Origin of the sequence: Vibrio sp. JPW-9-11-11 (assembly GCF_013369335.1) — a bacterium.
GTDB lineage: Bacteria > Pseudomonadota > Gammaproteobacteria > Enterobacterales > Vibrionaceae > Vibrio.
In genome coordinates this window covers 489,245-509,920 of the sequence record NZ_SZQJ01000036.1, presented here as the reverse complement: position 1 = coordinate 509,920, position 20,676 = coordinate 489,245, and the positions used below count along the sequence as shown (strand labels likewise).

General features: G+C 47.4%; 16 protein-coding genes. 9 read left to right on the top strand and 7 right to left on the bottom strand.

Features of this window, described 5'->3' with window-relative positions; all coding sequences use genetic code 11:
- Positions 1-122: 122 nt before the first annotated feature.
- On the bottom strand, positions 123-1,412 hold the full coding sequence (locus FCU94_RS18135) for an HD-GYP domain-containing protein (protein ID WP_176289868.1): 1,290 nt from the start codon (positions 1,410-1,412) through the stop codon (positions 123-125).
- A gap of 223 nt (positions 1,413-1,635) precedes the next feature.
- On the opposite strand from FCU94_RS18135, the gene FCU94_RS18130 reads away from it, so the two are divergent.
- From FCU94_RS18130 to sstT, 6 genes are all read left to right on the top strand, one after another.
- The gene (locus FCU94_RS18130) at positions 1,636-2,169 is read left to right on the top strand and encodes a GNAT family N-acetyltransferase (RefSeq protein ID WP_176289867.1); all 534 of its coding nucleotides are present in this window, start codon (positions 1,636-1,638) and stop codon (positions 2,167-2,169) included.
- 95 nt (positions 2,170-2,264) lie between these two features.
- Positions 2,265-2,693 (top strand): hypothetical protein, encoded by a 429-nt coding sequence (locus FCU94_RS18125; protein WP_176289866.1) that lies wholly within the window; start codon positions 2,265-2,267, stop codon positions 2,691-2,693.
- Positions 2,690-3,283 (top strand): SCO family protein, encoded by a 594-nt coding sequence (locus FCU94_RS18120; RefSeq protein WP_176289865.1) that lies wholly within the window; start codon positions 2,690-2,692, stop codon positions 3,281-3,283. Before FCU94_RS18125 ends, FCU94_RS18120 begins: the two co-directional genes overlap by 4 nt.
- Positions 3,284-3,288: 5 nt before the next feature.
- Complete coding sequence (locus FCU94_RS18115; RefSeq protein WP_176289864.1) at positions 3,289-3,732, top strand: copper chaperone PCu(A)C; 444 nt, start codon at positions 3,289-3,291, stop codon at positions 3,730-3,732.
- Positions 3,733-3,970: 238 nt separating this feature from the next.
- The gene (gene rsgA / locus FCU94_RS18110) at positions 3,971-5,035 is read left to right on the top strand and encodes a ribosome small subunit-dependent GTPase A (RefSeq protein ID WP_176289863.1); all 1,065 of its coding nucleotides are present in this window, start codon (positions 3,971-3,973) and stop codon (positions 5,033-5,035) included.
- A gap of 205 nt (positions 5,036-5,240) precedes the next feature.
- A complete protein-coding gene (gene sstT, locus FCU94_RS18105) occupies positions 5,241-6,458 on the top strand; it encodes a serine/threonine transporter SstT (protein WP_176289862.1) in 1,218 nt (405 codons plus the stop codon).
- Between the two features lie 64 nt (positions 6,459-6,522).
- Here the strand turns inward: sstT and FCU94_RS18100 are convergent, their stop codons facing one another.
- On the bottom strand, positions 6,523-7,704 hold the full coding sequence (locus tag FCU94_RS18100; protein WP_176289861.1) for a tetratricopeptide repeat protein: 1,182 nt from the start codon (positions 7,702-7,704) through the stop codon (positions 6,523-6,525).
- Positions 7,705-8,077: 373 nt separating this feature from the next.
- On the opposite strand from FCU94_RS18100, the gene nagB reads away from it, so the two are divergent.
- The gene (gene nagB, locus FCU94_RS18095) at positions 8,078-8,878 is read left to right on the top strand and encodes a glucosamine-6-phosphate deaminase (protein ID WP_176289860.1); all 801 of its coding nucleotides are present in this window, start codon (positions 8,078-8,080) and stop codon (positions 8,876-8,878) included.
- A gap of 73 nt (positions 8,879-8,951) precedes the next feature.
- Here nagB and FCU94_RS18090 read toward each other — a convergent pair whose 3' ends face one another.
- Together FCU94_RS18090 and FCU94_RS18085 are read right to left on the bottom strand one after the other, a co-directional pair.
- Positions 8,952-9,125, bottom strand: coding sequence for a hypothetical protein (locus tag FCU94_RS18090; RefSeq protein WP_176289859.1), 174 nt, complete (start codon positions 9,123-9,125; stop codon positions 8,952-8,954).
- 176 nt (positions 9,126-9,301) lie between these two features.
- Entirely contained in the window at positions 9,302-10,738 is a 1,437-nt protein-coding gene (locus FCU94_RS18085) for a coniferyl aldehyde dehydrogenase (protein ID WP_176290088.1), read from the bottom strand.
- Positions 10,739-11,087: 349 nt separating this feature from the next.
- Between FCU94_RS18085 and FCU94_RS18080 the strand changes: the two genes are divergently transcribed.
- A complete protein-coding gene (locus tag FCU94_RS18080) occupies positions 11,088-12,839 on the top strand; it encodes an SgrR family transcriptional regulator (protein WP_176289858.1) in 1,752 nt (583 codons plus the stop codon).
- Between the two features lie 75 nt (positions 12,840-12,914).
- On the opposite strand, the gene FCU94_RS18075 is transcribed toward FCU94_RS18080, so the two are convergent.
- A complete protein-coding gene (locus tag FCU94_RS18075; protein ID WP_176289857.1) occupies positions 12,915-15,680 on the bottom strand; it encodes a glycoside hydrolase family 3 protein in 2,766 nt (921 codons plus the stop codon).
- A gap of 153 nt (positions 15,681-15,833) precedes the next feature.
- Between FCU94_RS18075 and FCU94_RS18070 the strand changes: the two genes are divergently transcribed.
- Positions 15,834-16,706, top strand: a complete 873-nt coding sequence (locus FCU94_RS18070) for a helix-turn-helix domain-containing protein (protein ID WP_176289856.1) — start codon at positions 15,834-15,836, stop codon at positions 16,704-16,706.
- Positions 16,707-16,848: 142 nt separating this feature from the next.
- Here FCU94_RS18070 and FCU94_RS18065 read toward each other — a convergent pair whose 3' ends face one another.
- Together FCU94_RS18065 and FCU94_RS18060 are read right to left on the bottom strand one after the other, a co-directional pair.
- Entirely contained in the window at positions 16,849-18,078 is a 1,230-nt protein-coding gene (locus tag FCU94_RS18065; RefSeq protein ID WP_176289855.1) for a carbohydrate porin, read from the bottom strand.
- A gap of 298 nt (positions 18,079-18,376) precedes the next feature.
- Complete coding sequence (locus FCU94_RS18060; protein WP_176289854.1) at positions 18,377-20,344, bottom strand: glycoside hydrolase family 16 protein; 1,968 nt, start codon at positions 20,342-20,344, stop codon at positions 18,377-18,379.
- Positions 20,345-20,676 lie beyond the last annotated feature (332 nt).

Genomic DNA, 20,676 nt, shown 5'->3' with positions numbered 1-20,676 from the left:
CATTACACGTGTCGATACTATAGTAGATATCTGATCTTCATTACCGTGAAATGTCACGCAAATTTCGCATTCATCATTCGAGCCGTGTGGACTAAAAATAGCGACACGGCCCGCTCCACAACCTAACCACTGCTACAAGCAAGCAGTGGTTCGATGTTCGCTTGACCAGTTGAAATGCGGTAGCACTCCAATGCATTATCGACTAGGCAAGCAAACAACTCAGCGTCCAACTGACCTTGTTCAACTAGCTCACCAATAATGGTTATCGCTTTATCGAGTGACAACCCTGCACGATAAGGCCTTGATTGTGTCAAGGCTTGAAATACATCCGTAATGGCAATCAATCGACTTGGCTCATCTAAATCTTTTGCCGCTAAACCTAACGGATATCCCGATCCATCTAATCGTTCATGATGATTGGCTGCCCAATGGATGATCTTGCTGTTGGCAAACATACTCTGCAGTACATAACGCGAATCGGTCGCGTGTCGTTTAATACAGGTATACTCTTCGTCGGTCAATTTGCCCGGTTTATGCAAAATGCGACTTGGCGTGTTTAGCTTGCCAATATCATGGATCAGGCCCGCTAGATATAGCATGCGAGTGGTATGTGACGAATAGCCGAGTCGAGTACCCAAAAACTCAGTCAACTGAGCCACGTGCAGCGAGTGCTGATAGGTAAATGAACTCTTCGCGTCGACGATTTTGCCAAATAGTTCCGCCACTTCAATCGATTCATCGAGCCCAATTCTGACCGAAAAAAACGGTAAATACGTAAAGTTATCCGTCAGAGCCTCAATGTAACGTGGCTCCATCGAGAACCAAAAATCATCGCACTTGATCAACTCTAGCATTGCCGCGACTTGCGTGGCTTCAAACATGATGCCTTCATTAGCTTGCAAATCTGCGGCAATATCATCTATACCTCGCTGAGAGAGATTGCCGTAACTGTCTAGGTCGGACTTTGCACGCAAATAATCCAGACGATCTGCAAGAAAAATCAAACTCGCTAACTGTTTGTCTGCGTTGCTGACACTGGTTAACTCAGCGAGATCTCGCCACCAAGTGTGGTGGTACAGAATCGGCGTCGCCATCGAGGAGAGCGGGCGACACGCTCTGAGCAGTTCATACCCTTTAATGCAATGAACGCTGGTATTATGAGGAACCAGCTGGGACAAAAGATCGTTGCGTTCTTTGACTTCAGACACACCACAGTCGTGGATCAGTCCGAGTGCGTAGGCAAACTGGGCTATCTCATCACTCCAATTAAGTTGTTGAGCACAACGGTAAGCGATGTAAGCAACACGGTGGCCGTGATACACCTCATCAATGCCGACAGCATCCAGCGCATACGCAATTTCAAACAGCACACGACGTAAATCGACACTAATTTCTTCCTTGGGAAAAACCATTCTGACGCTTTCTAATTATTGATATTTATTATGCCGTACAGAGTAAACTAAAGTGCTAAACATAAACCATAAGTTATGAAAGGTTATTAACAGAACTGTGACTTATACGACGCAACGCACAAATTACGTGCTAGATATTTAACACCGCTTACATATCAATATGCTAGTCATCACCAGATTAGTTTGCTACGTTGCATCCAATGAGACATGCAAGGAATGGAATATGTTTAAACGGACCCTAGATCAAGATATAGAACTCGCCCTAATACAAGAGTCATTCGCCCCTTATTACAGTCAAATTGTCAGCGAACAAAGTGAGTATTTGGCGCAATGGCTCGCATGGCCCCCACATTGCCAGAGCGAACAAGACTTTCGCTTGTTTGCCCAGCGGATGTTACATGACTATGCCGATGGTAAGTCAATGACTTGCGCCATTTTTTATCGCAATGAGTTGGTTGGAAACTGCAGTTTTAACCGTATCAATTACGACACTCGCTGCGTTGAGATCGGGTATTGGCTAAGCCAGTACTATCAGGGCAAAGGCATCATGACTCGAGTGGTTAAACACCTTATCGACATCGCGTTTAACGAGCTCGACATGGATAAAGTCCAACTCTCCGCAGCGGTGGGCAACCAAGCAAGTCGGCAAGTCGCTGAACGCGCAGGTATGGTGCTTGAGGGCATTGTGACCAACCAAGAAAAAATCGCCGACCGAATTCTTGACCATGCGATTTATGGCCTAAAAAAAGCACAATAAATCTGTTGATTCTGAGCACATTTTTCTTCGCATGTTCAGTCATTTAGCTCGACTTATGCTAGCATTGTTCAAATTTTCAATTCGGAAAGCTCGCTGTGCCTACTTCTATAAAGCTGACTCTGATTGCGATTGCTCTCGGCGCCGGTTTTTTCGCCAACGATGTCATTGATTGGGTCCAAACCGCCAATAGCAAACCGTCGCTAGACCAATACTGCTTGGCTACCACCGAGGGCTGCCAAACCGGCACCACTCTGATCCGGGTAGATCGCGACACTAGCCAACCACTTGTTCCAACTCAAATGGCAGTGACATGGCCCGATGCTCAGAGCGAGAGTTTATTACTCACATTAGAAGGTTACGAAATGGATATGGGCAGAGTGGTGTTCAAACTCGAACAGCACACTCCGGGTCTCTATTTGGGCCAAGTTATTCTCCCTGTTTGCACTTCAGACGCCATGACCTGGTATGGCGAAGTGTCTGATGGGAGCCAATCGGTCAAGACGTTAATAAGGATGGAACGATGAACAAGAAATGGGCAATTGTGCTGGTGATCGCGTTTGCCGTAGGCCTTAGCCTCAATGGTTACCTATCTCATCACTCGGCGGGAAAAAACGCTTCAATCGAGAACGACGAAGTCGTGCTATTTGGCCAAGAAGGCAAACCCGTGGCGCTGTTTGACTCCAACGATGAGCGTATGCGTGTCGTCTATTTTGGCTTTACTCGCTGTCCCGATGTCTGCCCGACGTCACTGGCCATGTTAGCTGGCGCGCTCAATCAAATTGCCCCTGAAATCCAACGTCAGTACCGGCCGATTTTTATTTCTCTCGACCCAGAGCGAGATGCAGCGGCCGACTCGCACCTATACGCCCAATATTTTCATCCGATGATCGAAGGTCTATCAGCGCCGCTTGATGTCACCACACCTCTCGCCCATCGCTACGGAGTGATTTTTAGAAAAACTAAGCTCGACAACTCTCAGTTAGAGTACACACTCGACCACAGCTCTTATTTTTATTTCCTCAAACCAGATGGCACATTAATCACCAAAGTGCCACATACGTTAACGCCCGCCCCCTTGGTCGAAGCGTTTAACACACTGACTTCAAAAGGATAGTGACAATGAAATTGAAAGCCCTATTGCTAACGACGCTCATGCTCAGCCCATTTGCCTATGCAAAAACAGACATTATGACGCATCACGCTTATGCTCGTGCCACACCGCCTAACGCTCCCACCAGTGCCGTGTTCCTAGAGATAATGAACCGAGGTGACAACGACAGATATATCGTTTCTGCGACAACACCCGCAGCAGCGAAAGTCGAGCTACACGACGTTATTAAAGAAGGCGATGTGATGAAAATGCGTCAGATAGAACGCATCCAAGTCCCTGCCAAAGGTAAAGCGGTACTAAAGCCAGGTAGCCTACACATTATGCTATTTGAACTGCAGCAGCCATTTGTAGAAGGCGAGCAGATTGACGTTCAAATAACCTTTGCCGACGGAGAACAGCAAACTTTCAGCGCCCCGATCAAAAAAGTCATGAGTGGGATGAAACATCACTAATTAATCGACAAAGAAGGTGGGCAAACGCTCACCTTCTTTGCTACTATCTGCAACGAAACAAGATCAATTTTTAGGAGGACAAGATGATTGTATTACGTATCCACCCGGCAGAGCAGAGTGACGAGATTTAACCAACCACTTCCTATCTCATCCTTCCTTTTTGCCCGGTGTAAATTCAACCGGGGTCTTTGACCCTAGCTAAACGTTATCTGCAGTTTACTGCAAGCTTGGGGCATCTATGAATACCACAGCAACGACACCCATGTCTCTACCGACACTGGGTTGGAATAATTTACTTCAACAACAACTGACTCTTAACGACTTAACTAACGACGTTGTGCTCGCACGTATCATTGAACACCATCGTAGCGGTTATAAGTTACTGAGTGAAAACGGCGAAATCAGTTTAGCCGCTCATCACGCCTTGCCAGCAATGACCGTTGGTGATTGGGTCGTTCTCAATAGCGAGCACCAGTTTTTACGCTTGCTAGAACGCCAATCGCTGTTTCATCGCAAAGCGGCGGGGAGTCGAGTGCACGATCAATTGATTGCCGCCAATGTATCAACGCTTTTTATCGTCTGTTCACTGAATGACGACTTTAACCTTAGCCGCATTGAGCGTTATCTCGCGATCGCCCACGAAGCCCAAGTTGAGCCCGTGGTGGTGCTAACTAAAGCCGATCTTTGTCAAGATCAAGCGCAAAAACGTGCTCAAGTTCAACAACTAGACGCGATGTTGATGATCGAATGCGTCAACGCCTTAGACAGTGAGCAATGTCAACGTCTCCTGCCTTGGTGTCAGACCGGTAAAACGGTCGCCTTTATGGGCTCTTCGGGTGTCGGCAAATCAACCTTGGTTAACCGCTTACTTGGCAAGTCCGTTCAGCAAACTGGCGATATCCGAGCTGACGATAGTAAAGGACGGCACACCACAACCGGGCGCTCGATGCACTTTATGCCTAGTGGCGCAGTGCTAATCGATACTCCCGGAATGAGAGAGCTGCAATTAGTTGACTGCGCCGATGGCGTCGCAGAGACGTTTGCTGATGTCGAATCGCTCGCCACGCAATGTCGCTTTTCTGACTGTCAGCACCAAAATGAACCAGGCTGCCGAGTTCAGCTCGCCCTTGAATCTGGCGAACTCGATCCGCGGCGTTTAAACAACTACATCAAGCTACTGCGAGAGCAGCAGCGCAATAGTGCAACCCTGGCTCAGCAGCGAGCGTCGTACAAAAAACAGACCAAATACTATAAGAAAGTACAAAACGAAAGTCGTCGTTTCAAACAACTCAATGACGACTGATTTAAAAGGGGTGTCAGCCCCTTTTTTTTACCAAACAACTACAGATTGAAAACATAAAATTCACATAAAATCATCCCAGTTAATTATTCATGCTAATTTTCAATTAAATATAGACACATTATTTCAAGCCGCTAGTATATCGAGCACAGTTCTCGATAACTGATATCACTATAAATCTATAAAACTATTCATTGCAGGGATAACTATGCAACACAACTCACTTATTGCACGCTTTGCGCGCGGTAATTTGGTTTTGCAGATCCTAGCCGGCATCATTCTTGGTGTTGGTCTAGCGACTGTCTCCCCAGATCACGCCCAGAGTGTTGGACTACTTGGAAGCCTGTTCGTTGGTGCGCTAAAAGCCGTAGCACCGATCTTAGTCTTTATTTTGGTGGCCGCGTCTATCGCCAACCAGAAAAAAAACCAGCATACCTATATGCGCCCAATTGTGGTTCTTTACCTTTTCGGTACCTTTACTGCCGCACTGACCGCAGTAGTACTTAGCTTCCTATTCCCGACCACATTGACTTTGGTTTCTGGTGCCGAAGGCGCAACGCCCCCGCAAGGCATCGCAGAAGTTCTCAACACCTTGCTGTTTAAGCTGGTCGACAACCCTGTTAACGCGCTCATGAGTGCCAACTACATCGGTATTCTTGCTTGGGCTGTCGGGTTAGGTTTAGCGCTACACCACGCGTCAGGGACGACAAAAGCCGTGTTTGAAGATTTGAGCCACGGTGTATCGCAAATCGTCCGTTTCATCATTCGCTTAGCGCCGTTTGGTATTTTTGGCCTTGTGGCTTCCACACTGGCGACGACAGGCTTTGATGCACTGGCTGGTTACGCTCAACTGCTGGTAGTGCTACTCAGCTCAATGCTCTTTATCGCTCTAGTGGTTAACCCAATCATTGTGTATGTCAAAACTGGCGAAAACCCATACCCATTGGTACTGCAATGTCTGCGCGAGAGTGGTGTGACCGCCTTTTTCACTCGCTCAAGTGCCGCTAACATTCCGGTCAACATGGCATTGTGTGAAAAGCTAAAGCTTGATGAAGATACCTACTCAGTTTCGATTCCACTCGGCGCAACCATCAATATGGCGGGTGCCGCGATCACGATTACGACTCTGACACTCGCCGCGGTTCACACCATGGGTATCGAAGTGGATTTACTGACAGCTCTGCTACTCAGCATTGTTGCGGCGGTTTCGGCTTGTGGCGCTTCTGGGGTTGCAGGTGGTTCGCTACTATTAATTCCACTCGCGTGTGGTCTATTTGGTATTCCTAATGAGATTGCAATGCAAGTGGTAGCGGTCGGCTTTATTATTGGTGTCGTGCAAGACTCTGCAGAAACGGCGCTAAACAGCTCAACTGACGTCGTTTTTACCGCTGCGGTATGTAAAGCGAAACATAAACAGGTAAAGTAGCTTAGCTGTGCTAAGTCGATAAAAAAGGCCTCGTCGATGACGAGGCCTTTTTTTTGACTCTAGTTTAGTGTTTATCAATCGGAGACTGGGAAAAGTCAAGTCGTTCACCGCTTTGTCCACTCTCAGGTTGCGTTTCGGCTTCTTCAAGCAACTCATCCATCACTTCAGCAGGCGGCACCGTCGCCACCTCTTCGACTTCAGCGGTTGAGTTTAACGACTCGACGCTGGTAGCACGGCTATTTTCATCAATAGGAATTTGCCGCTTATAGAGGCGGTTAAGCGCTTTGATGATCGAGTGTTTACTCACTTTGCGTTCACGAATTTTCTTAATGATCGGTTTAGCCAAGCTTTGTAAACCAACCACGGTATCCACCCCGATATTCAGTGCTACTTGATCTCGCAGATTTCGCGCCGGTTCATAGCCAAGTTGAGCGGCGAGAAACAACCAGATGTAGGCAATCGCGTTGCCGTTCGGGCGCTGCTCCATCCAGGTTTCACCGGCCCTATACATAGCTTCAAGGTGACCTTTTTCCGCTGCGCGCTCTATCCAGTAACACCCTCGCTCAAAATCAAATGGGACGCCAACCCCTTTGATGTAATTCAAGCCCAGCTTCATCCGTCCTTCATTACTCTTTAGAGTCGCAGCATGGTGATAATATTCGCTAGATTTGGTGGGGTTCTTGTTTGAGTTATTAGGTGAAATCCACCAATCGCCAAGAAAAATAATGGCATCAACATAGCTTTGCTCAGCAGCCGACTCCATGATCTCAATCGCTTTGGTTACATTCACTTCAGTGCCGCGACCATTAAACAGCGCCAACGCCATCTCATACATCTGGGGTAAACTGCCTTCGAGGGCAGCGATCGCCGTTTGCCAAAACTTCGCTTGCTCTTTAAGCACCAAGTCTTGCTTCATTTTATTACTCAGACGCACCACACCGTACATGCCAGTGACACTGTCGAGCTTGGCGGCTTTGGTATACCAGTATAGTGCCTCTTTTAGCCTCGCTCTCTCCGCCTCTTTGGCTAAATAAAGAATGGTCGGTATATGGCCCTGTTCTGCTTTCTGAACGCGGTCTTCTTGCTCTTGTTGACGATTTTTTTCTAACGCTTTACGAAACGCGATTTCGCGTTCCTTGCGTTCTTGATCTATGCGTTTCTTACGCAGAGAGAGTGCTAACATCCACATAAACATGCACAGTAGCAATAAACCGGTCGCGCCAATCGCGATCCCAATAATATTCATTCGATAATCTTTTTCGTTCTGTTACTAATCTAAATATCGGCCGCTTACTCAAATATTTGAGCTTACCCATCATACCTCATAACAAACCGACCACATACTGCTATACCTTGAGGCTGTGTAATGCAGTTCACAAGCTAGAATAAATGCTTGCTATGAATGGCGATGTCTTATTTTTTCGGCAAAATTTTTTCGATTTTTCAACCATGGACTACTACTATTTTAGTCAACAGTGACGCTATTTTTGCCCAATACACTCGCGATAGGCATTAAGTAGGGAAAAGTTGACCGAAAACAATAGCGCAAACGAACAACTTATTTTATAATGCGAATTAATGTTTCAGAGCATCATAAATTCCAATATTAGGGGCAGAAAATGAGACTTATCCCATTAAACAAAGCCGCACAAGTCGGTAAGTGGGCAGCAGCACACATTGTAAAACGCATCAACGACTTCAAACCTACCGCAGAGCGTCCTTTTGTATTAGGCTTGCCAACCGGTGGCACACCGCTTTCGACATACAAAGCCTTGATCGAAATGCATCAGGCTGGCGAAGTGAGCTTTAAACACGTTGTCACGTTTAACATGGATGAGTACATTGGCATTCCTGCTGATCACCCAGAGTCATACCGTTCGTTTATGTACAACAACTTCTTCAATCACATCGATATCCAAGAAGAAAACATCAACTTGCTTAATGGTAATGCCGAAGACAACGACATCGAGTGTCAGCGCTACGAAGATAAGATCAAGTCTTACGGTAAGATTAACTTGTTCATGGGCGGCGTGGGTAACGATGGTCATATCGCGTTCAACGAGCCAGCTTCTTCACTCTCTTCACGCACTCGTATTAAGACTTTGACTGAAGACACACGTATCGCGAACTCTCGCTTCTTTGATGGCGATATTGAACAAGTGCCTAAGTACGCACTTACTATCGGGGTAGGCACATTGCTTGACTCAGAAGAAGTGATGATTCTTGTTACTGGCCACAATAAAGCATTGGCGCTAGAAGCGGCCGTCGAAGGCAGCGTGAACCACCTTTGGACGGTTTCTGCACTGCAACTACACCCGAAAGCCGTTATCGTATGTGACGAGCCTGCTCAACAAGAGCTTAAAGTGAAGACGGTGAAGTACTTTAAAGAGCTAGAAGCGAAGAACATCGAAGGTTTCTAAGTACTACTGCGGTTTTATCAAAAAATCCGAGCTATTGGCTCGGATTTTTTATTGGGCGCGCATCCTTGATTGGCTAACTTTCGGGAAATTCGCCTCGGTCTTGGCTATCAGCGTCTGCAACCCAGTGTTCGTTAGGGTCATAGGCGGTGTCACAGAGCTCAATCGAATACCCCATTTCAAGCACTTCTTTGATAGTGAGGTTGTCGGCCACTTGAGTCACCTCACCGCGTTCATTACGTAGTTCCATATCCGTGTTCCTCGCAACAGGCTGTTACCTTCTCTATCAGTATAAACAACAAATCGGGACTTGGTGATCTAACGCCCACGACAGGATAAATTATGCGGCAACGAAAAGGCGTTAAATGCCTCACTCAACCAAGCTATGCCAGCCAAATCAGCGCTATCACTTGAGAGCCAACGTGTTTATCGAAGAAACAATTTAGATAACACCCCAACCAACAGCTTGGGATAGCGAAGCAACCACTGACTACGTGGCAACCAGGCAGGAGTAGTTACCACCGTTTTTGCGTGTGACAATCGACGAAACCCCTCTTCTCCGTGGTAATGGCCTATTCCAGAGTCACCGATTCCGCCAAATGGCGCATCTTCTGCGGCTACGTGCAGTAAAGTGTCATTAATCACAACCCCGCCACTGTGAGTTTCAGCAATCACTCGTTGCCTTAGCATGCTGTCATCAGACATCAGATAGAGTGCCAAAGGACGCGGACGCGCATTAATGATTGAAAACACCTCATTGAGATGACGATAACCAATCACAGGAAGGATCGGTCCAAAGATCTCCTCTTGCATCAACAACATGTTGTCGGTGACACCAGTAACCAAATGAGGCACCATTTGTCGCTCGGTTAACTCCAAGTCCTCTAGAGTGTGCAGGGTCGCGCCCTGTTGCTTGGCATCTTTGAGGTAACTATGCAGACGCTGAAATTGGGCCAAATTGATTATCTGCGTCACTGTGTCGAGCTTGCCTCGCTTCACGAAGCGCTGGCGGTACTTGTCAAGATAACTATTGATGAACTTGAGCTCTTTGCCTTGTGGTACTAAAACGTAATCGGGCGCGACACAGATCTGCCCAGCGTTGATGGATTTTCCCATCAATACCGCATCAACGGCTCGCTCGATATCCGCATCTTCTGCGATCACTACCGGTGATTTTCCTCCTAGCTCCAGCGTGACGGGTGTTAGGTTTTTCGCGGCCGCCTGACCGACTAAACGTCCTACCTGAGTTGAGCCAGTAAAAAGTAAGTGATCGAATGGTAACGCGGAGAAAGACTGGGCAATCTCTGTTTCTCCTTCGACAGGGAACACGTGTTCCGCAATCGATGCACAAACTTCGCACAACACTTTGTTGGTATGAGGCGTATACTCACTCAACTTGACCATCACACGATTTCCCGCCGCCAAAGCGGTGACAATCGGACCAATGCTGAGAAAAATAGGAAAGTTCCAAGGCACAATCACGCCAACAACACCAACCGGCTGAAACTCCACCTTAATGCTTGAAGGCGCCAGCAACAATCCAGCTTTACGGCGACTGGGCTTCAACCATCGCTTGAGGTGTTTTATCGTGTAGTTGAGATGGTTGATTGCAGGTAGCATGTCACTGATCAAGCTATCGAAATCACTGCGGTATCCATAGTCCTGCTGTAAAGCCAACACAAAATCTTGTCGGCGCTCGAGCAGTTGTGTTTTTAACGAAATCAGTAACGAACGTCGCTGTTCATAGCTAGGGTAAGGGTCATTGTGATAGTGAGTCCCTACCTCATCAAACAGTTGTTTGAGCTCTTGCTCATTCTTAACATGCTCTTTATGCCAGCGATTTAAATCAACCACTTTTTCCATCATCACCACTCACCCATCGATAAGAGAATGTTCATCATAGTAGTAAGTTTTTACTCTAATGTCGCGTCGGTGGATCGGGTAAATGACGAGAACATGACCTTGGCATAAAAACGCAGCACCAATGATCTGTTGTTGGGGGACAGGAGCATAGTTCAATGGTGCTGCGTCCGCTCACCGAAGTCAGCAGTCCACAGTGTGCCATTGAACACGGAATGTAAAAACAGTTAGCCTTACACCAAAAAGCTTCCTTATTTATTCAAAATTTGTCTTCAAGCAGCCTAAAAGCACCATTTATCGGATAAAATAGGAAACAATTTAGCGTCGACTCTTCTTAGTATGGAAATGTTTTATGTCGGACATCAACTTACTCCGTTATTACACTCGAATGATCGATGTTAACCTGGGCAGCGATATCAAAACCACACTACCCGAGGTGGCAAACATTCTTTGTACCAGCCCTCGTCATGCACGCAACTTATTGAATCAGATGCAACAGCTAGGCTGGCTCAACTGGCAACCTAAACCTGGCCGTAACCAACGCTCGACATTGCGACTCCACCAGCCCATTGACGAACTAAAACGTCAATTGGCAAGCGAAAGGATCAGGCAAGGACAGTATGAAAAAGCCCTCTCTCTGCTCGACCATGACCAAGTGGCATTTGGGCGATTACTACAAAGCACTTCAGGGGCAACATTAAGAGAAGGCCTGCTGCATATCCAACTGACCTATAAGCGGGCGTTTGAACGCTTAGTCCCTCATCAACTGCAACGGTCAAGTGAACGTTACTTGTTGCGCCAAGTATACTGCTGTCTTGTTTCTAGTCGCAGTGACGGCGAGCTAGAGCCGCAACTTGCTCATCATTGGCACTATGATGAAAGCTCACTCGAATGGTCTTTCTTTCTGCGTCCCAGTTTGATGTTTCACGACAATAGTCCGATTACAGCCCAGTGCATTGTCGAACTTTTTAATCAGTTGACTCAATTAGACGACTACCAAAGTGAGCTCAACCATTTAGCCCGCGTCTACTCGCCCAGCCCCAATAAAGTAGTGTTTCAGCTCAACTCACCAGACCAAGGGTTTGGCGGACTCATTTCAGGGGTCAAATACTCCATACAGCCACCAAACCAAGTCAACCAAGCCACTTCCATGATGGTCATAGGCTCAGGCCCCTTTGAAGTGACGGAACATTCCGAAACCAAACTGTGTCTCAAAGCGTTTGACCGCTACTACGCCTGTCGGGCATTAACGGATCAAGTCACCATTTGGCACCTCGATGAAAGCGAGCTATGTGATAAGCAAATTGAAACCAATCAACCAGGCGCGAGCTTAAGCCAACAGCCGAACTACTATGTGTCTCATGCTGTCAGCGAAACCATTGACCCTGAAGTGAAGCAAAGTCGTACCGAAGATGGCTGCTTGTTTATCCTATTTAATCAATGTGCCAAGACGGTATTAAATGATACACAGCGCCGTTTTCTCTCTACCTTTATCACTCCTGAAAGCGTTTACCGCTATTTAGAGCAAAGTGACCAACTGTTCGGTTGTGAGTTAGCCAGCAACCTGCTGCCTATTTGGCACAAAATCACTCGCCCCGAAATGCCACATAGCGCCCTCCCAAACAAGCTTGATATTGCGATTTATGATTACAGCTCACTGCATGGCTGTGCACTAGCGGTAAAGCACTTGCTGGAACACTTAGGCGTCGACGTGACGATTAACAGTTACAGCTATCGCCAACTCACCCATCTTTCAGTGACCGGTCAACTGGCAGAGTCGCTGATCATCACCAATATCAACCTAGATGATAACCGCCATGCCTCTGCCTTTAATAGCCTGTACCACAACCCTATTATCCAGCGCTGCATCGGTGAACATTCAAGAGTATGGCTGCTCGAACGACTCAATCAGTTGCGGGCCGAAACCAAGTTATGTGACTATTTAGACGCGCTCGAGCCCATTGCCTCGGCTCTGATCAACCAGTTTTGGTTGTCACCACTCTTTCATCACCGTCAAACATTGCGCTTTCAAGGCGTACTAAAAGACGTCGCGTTAACCAACTGGGGATGGCCCGATATCAAAAATGTTTGGTCGAGTGATTAATTTACACTCAGTGGTTGTAAACACTCAGGCAAAGAGAAAGTAAACAGGCCCTTGTGATAAGGGCCTGGTTGTTTTCTAGTCTTGAATCCACTCTAACTGTTTGAGCAGTAATCCCGGTTTGACGAAGTCGACAGCAAGATGATAAATACCCGGCTCTAATCGCACTTTCAAACCCTCCACTCGCACCATCTTGCCATCCGTGCCATTGGTCGGCAGAGTTTGGCTAAACTCACCATTGAGCCACAAACTGCACGCCGACTGAGCCAAAGAATCACGCTCATAGCTCACATCAGCAAAGCATTGATAAATACCCGCTTGATCCACTCTAAACGTCACTCGTGTATTGGTCTTACTCTCGATTTGCAGTGGCTCTGTGATTGCCAAGGCATCGGTTTTATTCTCCGTTTGAGCCGCAAAAAACTTAACAGGATCATAGGCGACCAGTGGACGCGCCATTGCAGGTGTATCGAGGATAAAACGACAAATGTTCATTGCGCAGCGCTGCAACTCACCGAGTTCAAGTGTGCCTTTTTCTAACGCCTCAAGCGTATCGTCACCCATCGCATTGGCTTTCGCGCCATCGTTTTCCACTACCATATACAAGTCGTTTTGCGAACGAATCATAAATGAGGTGAAGGTTTTGGCCTCTTTTCCTGCCAAGATGGGATTGTTCATCTTGGCCCACCAATCGGTCATCACAATCCCTTGATACCCCCACTCTTGGCGCAAAAGCGTCGTGTTAAGGTCGAAGTTGGACGCCGCCCAATGTCCATTCACTGGGTTATACGCGGTCATGATGGTAGTGGCACCGCCCTCTTTAACCGCCATCTCAAAGGCCTTAATATGCACTTCGCGAAGTGCGCGTTGCGACATGACACTGTCGACATCGACACGAGCGGTTTCTTGGTCATTGGCCGCATAGTGCTTGATGGTCCCGCTCACTCCTGCCTCTTTTAAACCTGAGGTTTGCGCAGCGGCCATAGTGCCTGCCATCAAAGGATCTTCAGAGAAATATTCAAAATTACGCCCATTTAACGGATGACGATGAATATTGATCCCAGGCCCGAGCAACGTATCAATTTGATAGGCTTTGAGCTCTTGGCCTACCAAGTAAAATAACTTGTGGTTTAAAGCGCGGTTCCACGTGCAACCGAGTAAGGTGCCGATCGGCACTTGGGTCGCTCTGTGTCCGCTGTCCATGCGAATCCCTGATGGCCCATCAGCAGCAGCAACTACCGGAATGCCAAACTCGAACAACTCATCACTGACGCCACCAAACGCTGCTGCCGTTCCGGGCGTCACCTTGGGGCTACACATCCCCTCACCGCGAACTAGGGTGGCTAACTGAGCCGGATTGAGCTGAGCGACAAACTGCTCCAACGTGGCTTTGTGCTGTTTGACGTGCTGCAGTTTGATGCCTTGATCGCCTGTTAGCTCCAGCGTTGGTGGCATCGCTGCTTGAATTCTCTGTACCATATCGACACTGCGTAGCGGAACAGGCTCGTAGCCAATAGCGAACTGATTTTGCGCTACCACAGGTTTGATGCGCTCAAATGCGCGCACTGGTGCTCCTGCTTCAGTTAACTGATCAATTACCAAGGTTCGCGCTACGTTCCAAGTCGCACCCATCGGTTGTGCATCGCGAACACTCTGACCTAGATAGAACTGGTACTCACCGTGTTCAATCACATAGCAATTTTTGAAACCGGTAGCACCACTGTCGTCAAATGAAGCGAGGCGTTCAGCGCTGACTTCTATTGTCACCACTTGCGACTCACCGGGGTGTAGACGCTGCGTCTTATCAAAACCGACTAACACACGGGCAGGTTTACCTAGCTCACCTTGTGGAGCCGCAAGGTAGAGCTGCACCACTTCTTTACCCGCATAGGTGTCACCCAGGTTAGTCACTTTCACCTTGAACACCAGCACAGTGTCACGCTCCTGTCCAGAGATAGTGAAGTCCACAAGCTCTCGCGAAAAGTCGGTATAACTTAACCCGTGACCAAAGGGAAACTGTACTGCTTGGGGGGCAAAGGTTTCAAAATATCGGTAGCCAACGTAGATGTCTTCTGCGTACAGATTGATGTCTTTGCGACCAAAGTTTGCTGATGACGGGTAATCTTCAAGGCGGTAAGCGATAGTATCGGTGAGGCGACCGCTTGGCGCGTGAGTCCCTGCGAGAATGTCTGCCAAGGCATGGCCACCCTCCATTCCCGCCGCCCAGCTGTATAGCACCGCTTTGATACTCTCTTTGTACGCTAAGCTATTGAGCCAAGACATGTCGATGATATTGGTGACATTCATCACCACAACCACCGACTTAAAGTGTTCGCTTACTTGGTTGAGCATCTCGAACTCGGTTTCTGTGAGTCGATAGCTACCTGCGGTATCGGCGTTGTCTTGATCTTCACCCGCCGTGCGACCGATAAACACAATCGCTTTGTCTGACTTTTGCGCCGCTTGTTGGGCCAATTCCTGAGTGACCGGCATCTCTTGTTGGAACCAAGGCTCCGCCGCCCAGCCACCGCCGCCATCATCAAATGGGTGGCGCTCAATCCAGTTTTGATACACCTCGACCAACTCTTGGTTTAAGCGAATCGCATTGTGCTCCGACAATCCCTGCAGCGCACTGACAGAGTAAGGCACGTTCACTGCCCCACCCGATCCGGTCCCACTACGGTAGGTATCAATCTGACAACGGCCAAAAAGTGAAATCGTTTCATTAGCGCGTAAGGGTAAAGTTGCGTCCTCATTTTTGAGTAACACAATACCTTCTGTCGCTGCTTGGCGGCTAATAGGGGCGAGTTGTTGTTGTGCTCGGGCAATCAGGTCATTGTTCATGTTATTTTCTCAATGCGTCATGTCACGTGTGACAGAGTGGGCCTACAACCGCGCTGTGGCTATAAACCAATACGTTTTTTGTGTACATTCATAGTATGCTTGCCATTAGCGTAATTCTACGAATAAAGCGACACAAAAAAGGAAAATAACGACATGACGCTTCGCTATCGACTGCGATCACATCAACGATACCAACACCTCAGTTTTGCGTTTGTCGACGGAGATCATCGAACCGACTTTGCCATGCATAAACATGACTTTTCCGAACTGTTTTTAGTGCTTGAAGGCGAAGGTAAGCATTTGGTGTCTGACTACGAGTACCCTCTGAGCGCAGGGGATATTTTTGTCATCAATGGCGATACCGAACATGGCTTTAAAGATGTACGTAACCTTAAGCTGATCAACTTGATGTTTGATGACTCGGCTCCCTTTTTCGAACTGCCGTCAATGCGTGCGCTTTCCGGTTATCAAGCACTGTTCAAGATTGAGCCTATTGCTAGGCAAACTAGCGAGTACAGCGCCAAACTTACCCTAAGCCCCGATCAAATGACGGTGGCAGCCGAGTTACTTGAGCAAATTCGTCATGAGTATCAACAGGCTCTACCGGGGTTTGAAATCGTGATCAGCAGCTTAATGCAGCAGTTGGTGGTCAATTTGGCGCGCATTTATCAAAGCCAACAACTCGACACACCACAAACCACATTTGCGCTCAGTCGCGCTTTAGTTTTCTTGGAGCAACACTTTACCTCCAGTGATATCAATGTCGACCAAATCGCCAACGCTGCGTTTGTTAGCCCGCGGCAGTTACAACGCCTGTTTCGCCAGTACTTTGAGTGTGCCCCGGTACAGTATCTGCGCGCCCTGCAGCTCAATTACGCAGCGAAACTGATCACGGATGAAAAAATCACTTCAGTACAAGACATTGCCGAACGTAGTGGCTTTAGTGACAGCAACTATTTTTCCAAATGCTACAAGCAACAGTTTGGACACACTCCCCGTTCCGATATAAAAAAAGCCGCTCAATGAGCGGCTAAAGCGATATCAAGGAGCAAGTCCTGTATCAGAGATGAAGAGGCGACCTCATTGAGGTGACCAATAATGGATAATAATGAAAAGGACGGTGTGCCAATTTTGTAGGCACACCTAAGATGGTTTATATCAACCTGGCTTACCACCAAGCTTCAAACATGGCACCAAATGCCAAGGTGTCGACTTTTTCGGCAGCGATTTGGCTACCGCTGTCAAACTTAACCTTATTATCAGCTTCGCCCACTGTGGTATAGAAACGCAACATTGGACGTCCCCATGGCACTGAATCTAATGAAATATTTTGCGACAGTGTTAGCTTCCATGCCGCATTCTTATCATCCACTTTGTCATAATCGACTAGTGAGTAACCCGCTTCTAACCAAGTAGAGTGAATATCGTTCCATGCGTACATAGGACGGACGATAGCGCTATAGTTAGTACGATCGTCTTCGATATCATTCAGGCCATCTGTATTATGAAAAGCCAGTTGATAATCAACAATAGTACTTTCACCTATGCTGATTCCAGACTGGTAGCTTGCATAAATCGTTTTTAATCCGTTGGTACGATTGAAGGCACTATTATCACTGTTGTCACTATAACGCAGGTTTAGCTTATGGCCCGATAGGTTAAACAGCGTCGCAACTTGGAACGCGTTGTCGGCATCATTTCCTTTGTCTGAAAACCCGTAGTTCATCAGGACATCCAGCGTCGATGATTCACTCAATGCGAATCCAAACTTAGACGTGACCGCGTAATTACCGCTATCTCCCGTGCCATCTCCTGTCGAGCCAACGACGGCCAAATCAAGCTTAGCACCACCTAAATCCATATTTTTGAAGCCACCTCCTTGGCCATCGTGTGTCATTAGGAAGTAGTCGTTTAACCCTTCTTGTGGACGTTGATGAAAATCACGGCCAGCCCAGACGTACATCTCTGGCTGAGACTTAAATACATTAGAGGCACCCGCGTAGAATTTCTTTAAGCTTACATCACCGTACTCATCGGGTGCTTTCCACCAGTTTTCCATCATCACGTTAAGGTCCCACTTGGTTCCATTTGCACCTTCAAAACGTTTAGTGAACTGAAATTCACCACCATTTGTTTCGTTACCTAAACGACCCGCAGCATTCCCCGCAGACTGACCCGCCGCTCCCACATAAGGGTTCTCATCATTCTCAAAGTGTGCACCGTAGCGCGCATAACCGGTAAACTCGATATCTGAGCCTGCTGATGGCGTTGTTTGGCTCGACTCAAGGGCCGCGATACGCTTTTCAAGTTCAGCGACATTTGTATCTGCAAGCGCGGATACTGAGGCGAGAGAGGCTGCGACTACTGCAGCAAGAGGTAATACCTTAAGGTGTTTCATAATAACTCCGTGTTCTTGTTTGCTTCACGCCAAAGAAAGCGCTTTCTTGTGATTATAAAAATAAAGCCATCACGAACAAATTAAACAGACACTCTAACGAGATCCCCCACTGTCTAATCCGATAGTATGATACCGTGTTGGCTTAGAACTGAGTCTAAGGGCTCATTACCCCTACAAAAAGTGATCAAACCTACAAAGAAAGCGCTTTCCTAATGAGTTTGATCACAACAACCGTCGCCAATTAGCGACAAAAAAGCCCACGATGGCGGTCGTAGGCTTGAGGAAATAACGCTATTTATTATTTGGCAACAAAGCGGATATTCGCTAGCTCAACAGACAGGTTTTCTCCGCCGAATCCCTCTAAAACAAATGGATTATTCACACTCGTGAGGTCAAACCGATCCCCCGGTGAGTAACGGTTTTCTGCCGCAACAAAGTCACTGATCGCGATGGAATACGTGTGCCATTGGCCGTCTGCGCTTAGCCCTTCTGTTGTATCGGATAACGCAATATCACTGACATTTGGCCAACCACTGTCCATTTTCACTAACACATCGCTGTGACTGCCAAGGTCCACTATTTTGATATCGAACTTTAGTATCCAATTCGAGTACTCGCTCATATCAAGAGCAGGGTTTGATGTGATAAAGAGATTACCACCACCATTGAACTGAGCTTGAATCCCACCATCTACCGCATTCAGGAGGTCGTCACCATCTGGATTGTAGCCATCTAACTGAAAACCTTCGGCCATATCGCCACTGAGCAGCACGACAGGTTTTATAAAGGCAATATTATCGACTTTAAAGCTAAAGTCGCTATTGTTGACCGGCTCAAAAACCGCCAGATTAGTAATAGAGGCGATGTCAAAGCCGTTCGAGCCTTGGGCAATAAAGTCATCAATAGCAAAGCGGTAATGATGCCATTGCTGGGCTTGAGGCAACGGGCTCAATGGGATGGTTAGGCTCGCCAACGCAGGGTACCCACTGTCCATTTTTACCAATAAATCACTGGCATTACCCGATGAGTAGCTAAGGTCAAAGACCATCTCTCCCCCTGAAAAATCACTCATGTCCAAAGGATCACCGAGCGCTTCAATGTACGCATTGCCATTGTCGATGATGCTGATATTCATCCCTGTGTCATCAATCAATCGTGTGTCATTGTTCCCATCATCCCAACCATTGAGGTTAAACCCATGCAGCAATTCACCCTGACTAAACAGCGTTAAACGATCAGAGAACAGATCCACGTCTGCCGGAAAGTCTGGCTCAGCAACACCCGGGTGTTCAACGGCATCCGGCGACACATTTGTCGCACACCCTTTTCCTGTTTCTGGGTCTACCCTGCAACGATAGACACGTACATAGTCGACCTGCATTTCCGCTTGCTCAATCGTTGGGTCTATCCCCCCATCGTTCACTGCGGTTGGCCAGCTTCCGCCCATCGCGAGGTTGAGGATCAAATGAAAGTCCTGATTGTAAGGGGCGTCGTTGGCACCACTCACCCACTGGCCCTGATCATCCTGGTAATGTGTCCACCAGCCGGTACTTTTTTGCGTCGCATAGTGAACATCATCCACGTACCAACGAATTTCGTCCTGTTCCCACTCAATGGCGTAAATGTGAAAGCCGTCTGCAGGATTAACCGTGCTATCGCCAAAATCGTAGGCTTCGCCAGAGTAGACATTATTCGGCCACGCTTTACCGTAATGGAGGGTACCGTGCACCCGATTCTCAGGTTTAGTCACGCCACCAACTTGATAGTGGGTGCCTAAATTAACCGCCTCCATAATGTCGATTTCACCCGATGCTGCCCAACCGCCATAAACCCATTCCGTGGGTAACATCCAGATCGCGGGCCAAGTCCCTTGCCCTTGTGGCAATTTTGCACGGATTTCAAATCGACCATACTTCCAGTCCCCTTTGTTCATCGTTGTTAAACGTGCCGAAGAGTAAGGTAGCGTGGTGGTCGTTTCTCCATAACCCTCACTACCCTCCACTTGGTTGGGGCCCGTGGTGTCACCTTTCAAAAGCCGGATCACCAACTTACCTTTTGAGACAAATGAGTTGGCTTCATCAGCAACATAACACTGTTGCTCGGCATTGCCCCCTCCCCAACAGTTCACTTCGTGGTTCCATTTTTCGCTGTCTATTTGATGAGCTTCAAACTCATCGCTCCATACCAACTCCCATTTGGACTGATTGCATCCTCCAAGCAGTAATGGCAACAAGCTAGCCAGTGCTAATATTCTGATGTTGTTCAATGTCTATCTCCCACGCCTAAATGAAAGCGCTTTCTTTAATGTAAATGGAATTTTTAGGTTTTTATCGCTTAGGTTGAAGCTTTGCGAAATAACATTCATTGCCACTAGCATGTAAAGCAATGAAAGATAGTTATTTATGTGAAGCATCACTCCTGATAAAAGTCTATTGCCATCCACAAGGGATTTATGTGATCATCAACCAATAAGAAATCGCTTTCTTAGGTGTTAGTTCACAATTATTTATCTAAATTGATTCAAACTACGCAGGTGTTAGCAAAGTTCCGATAGAATCAATGCCTGTGAGATGGGTCCGCTCAGCACCTTTCAGCCGC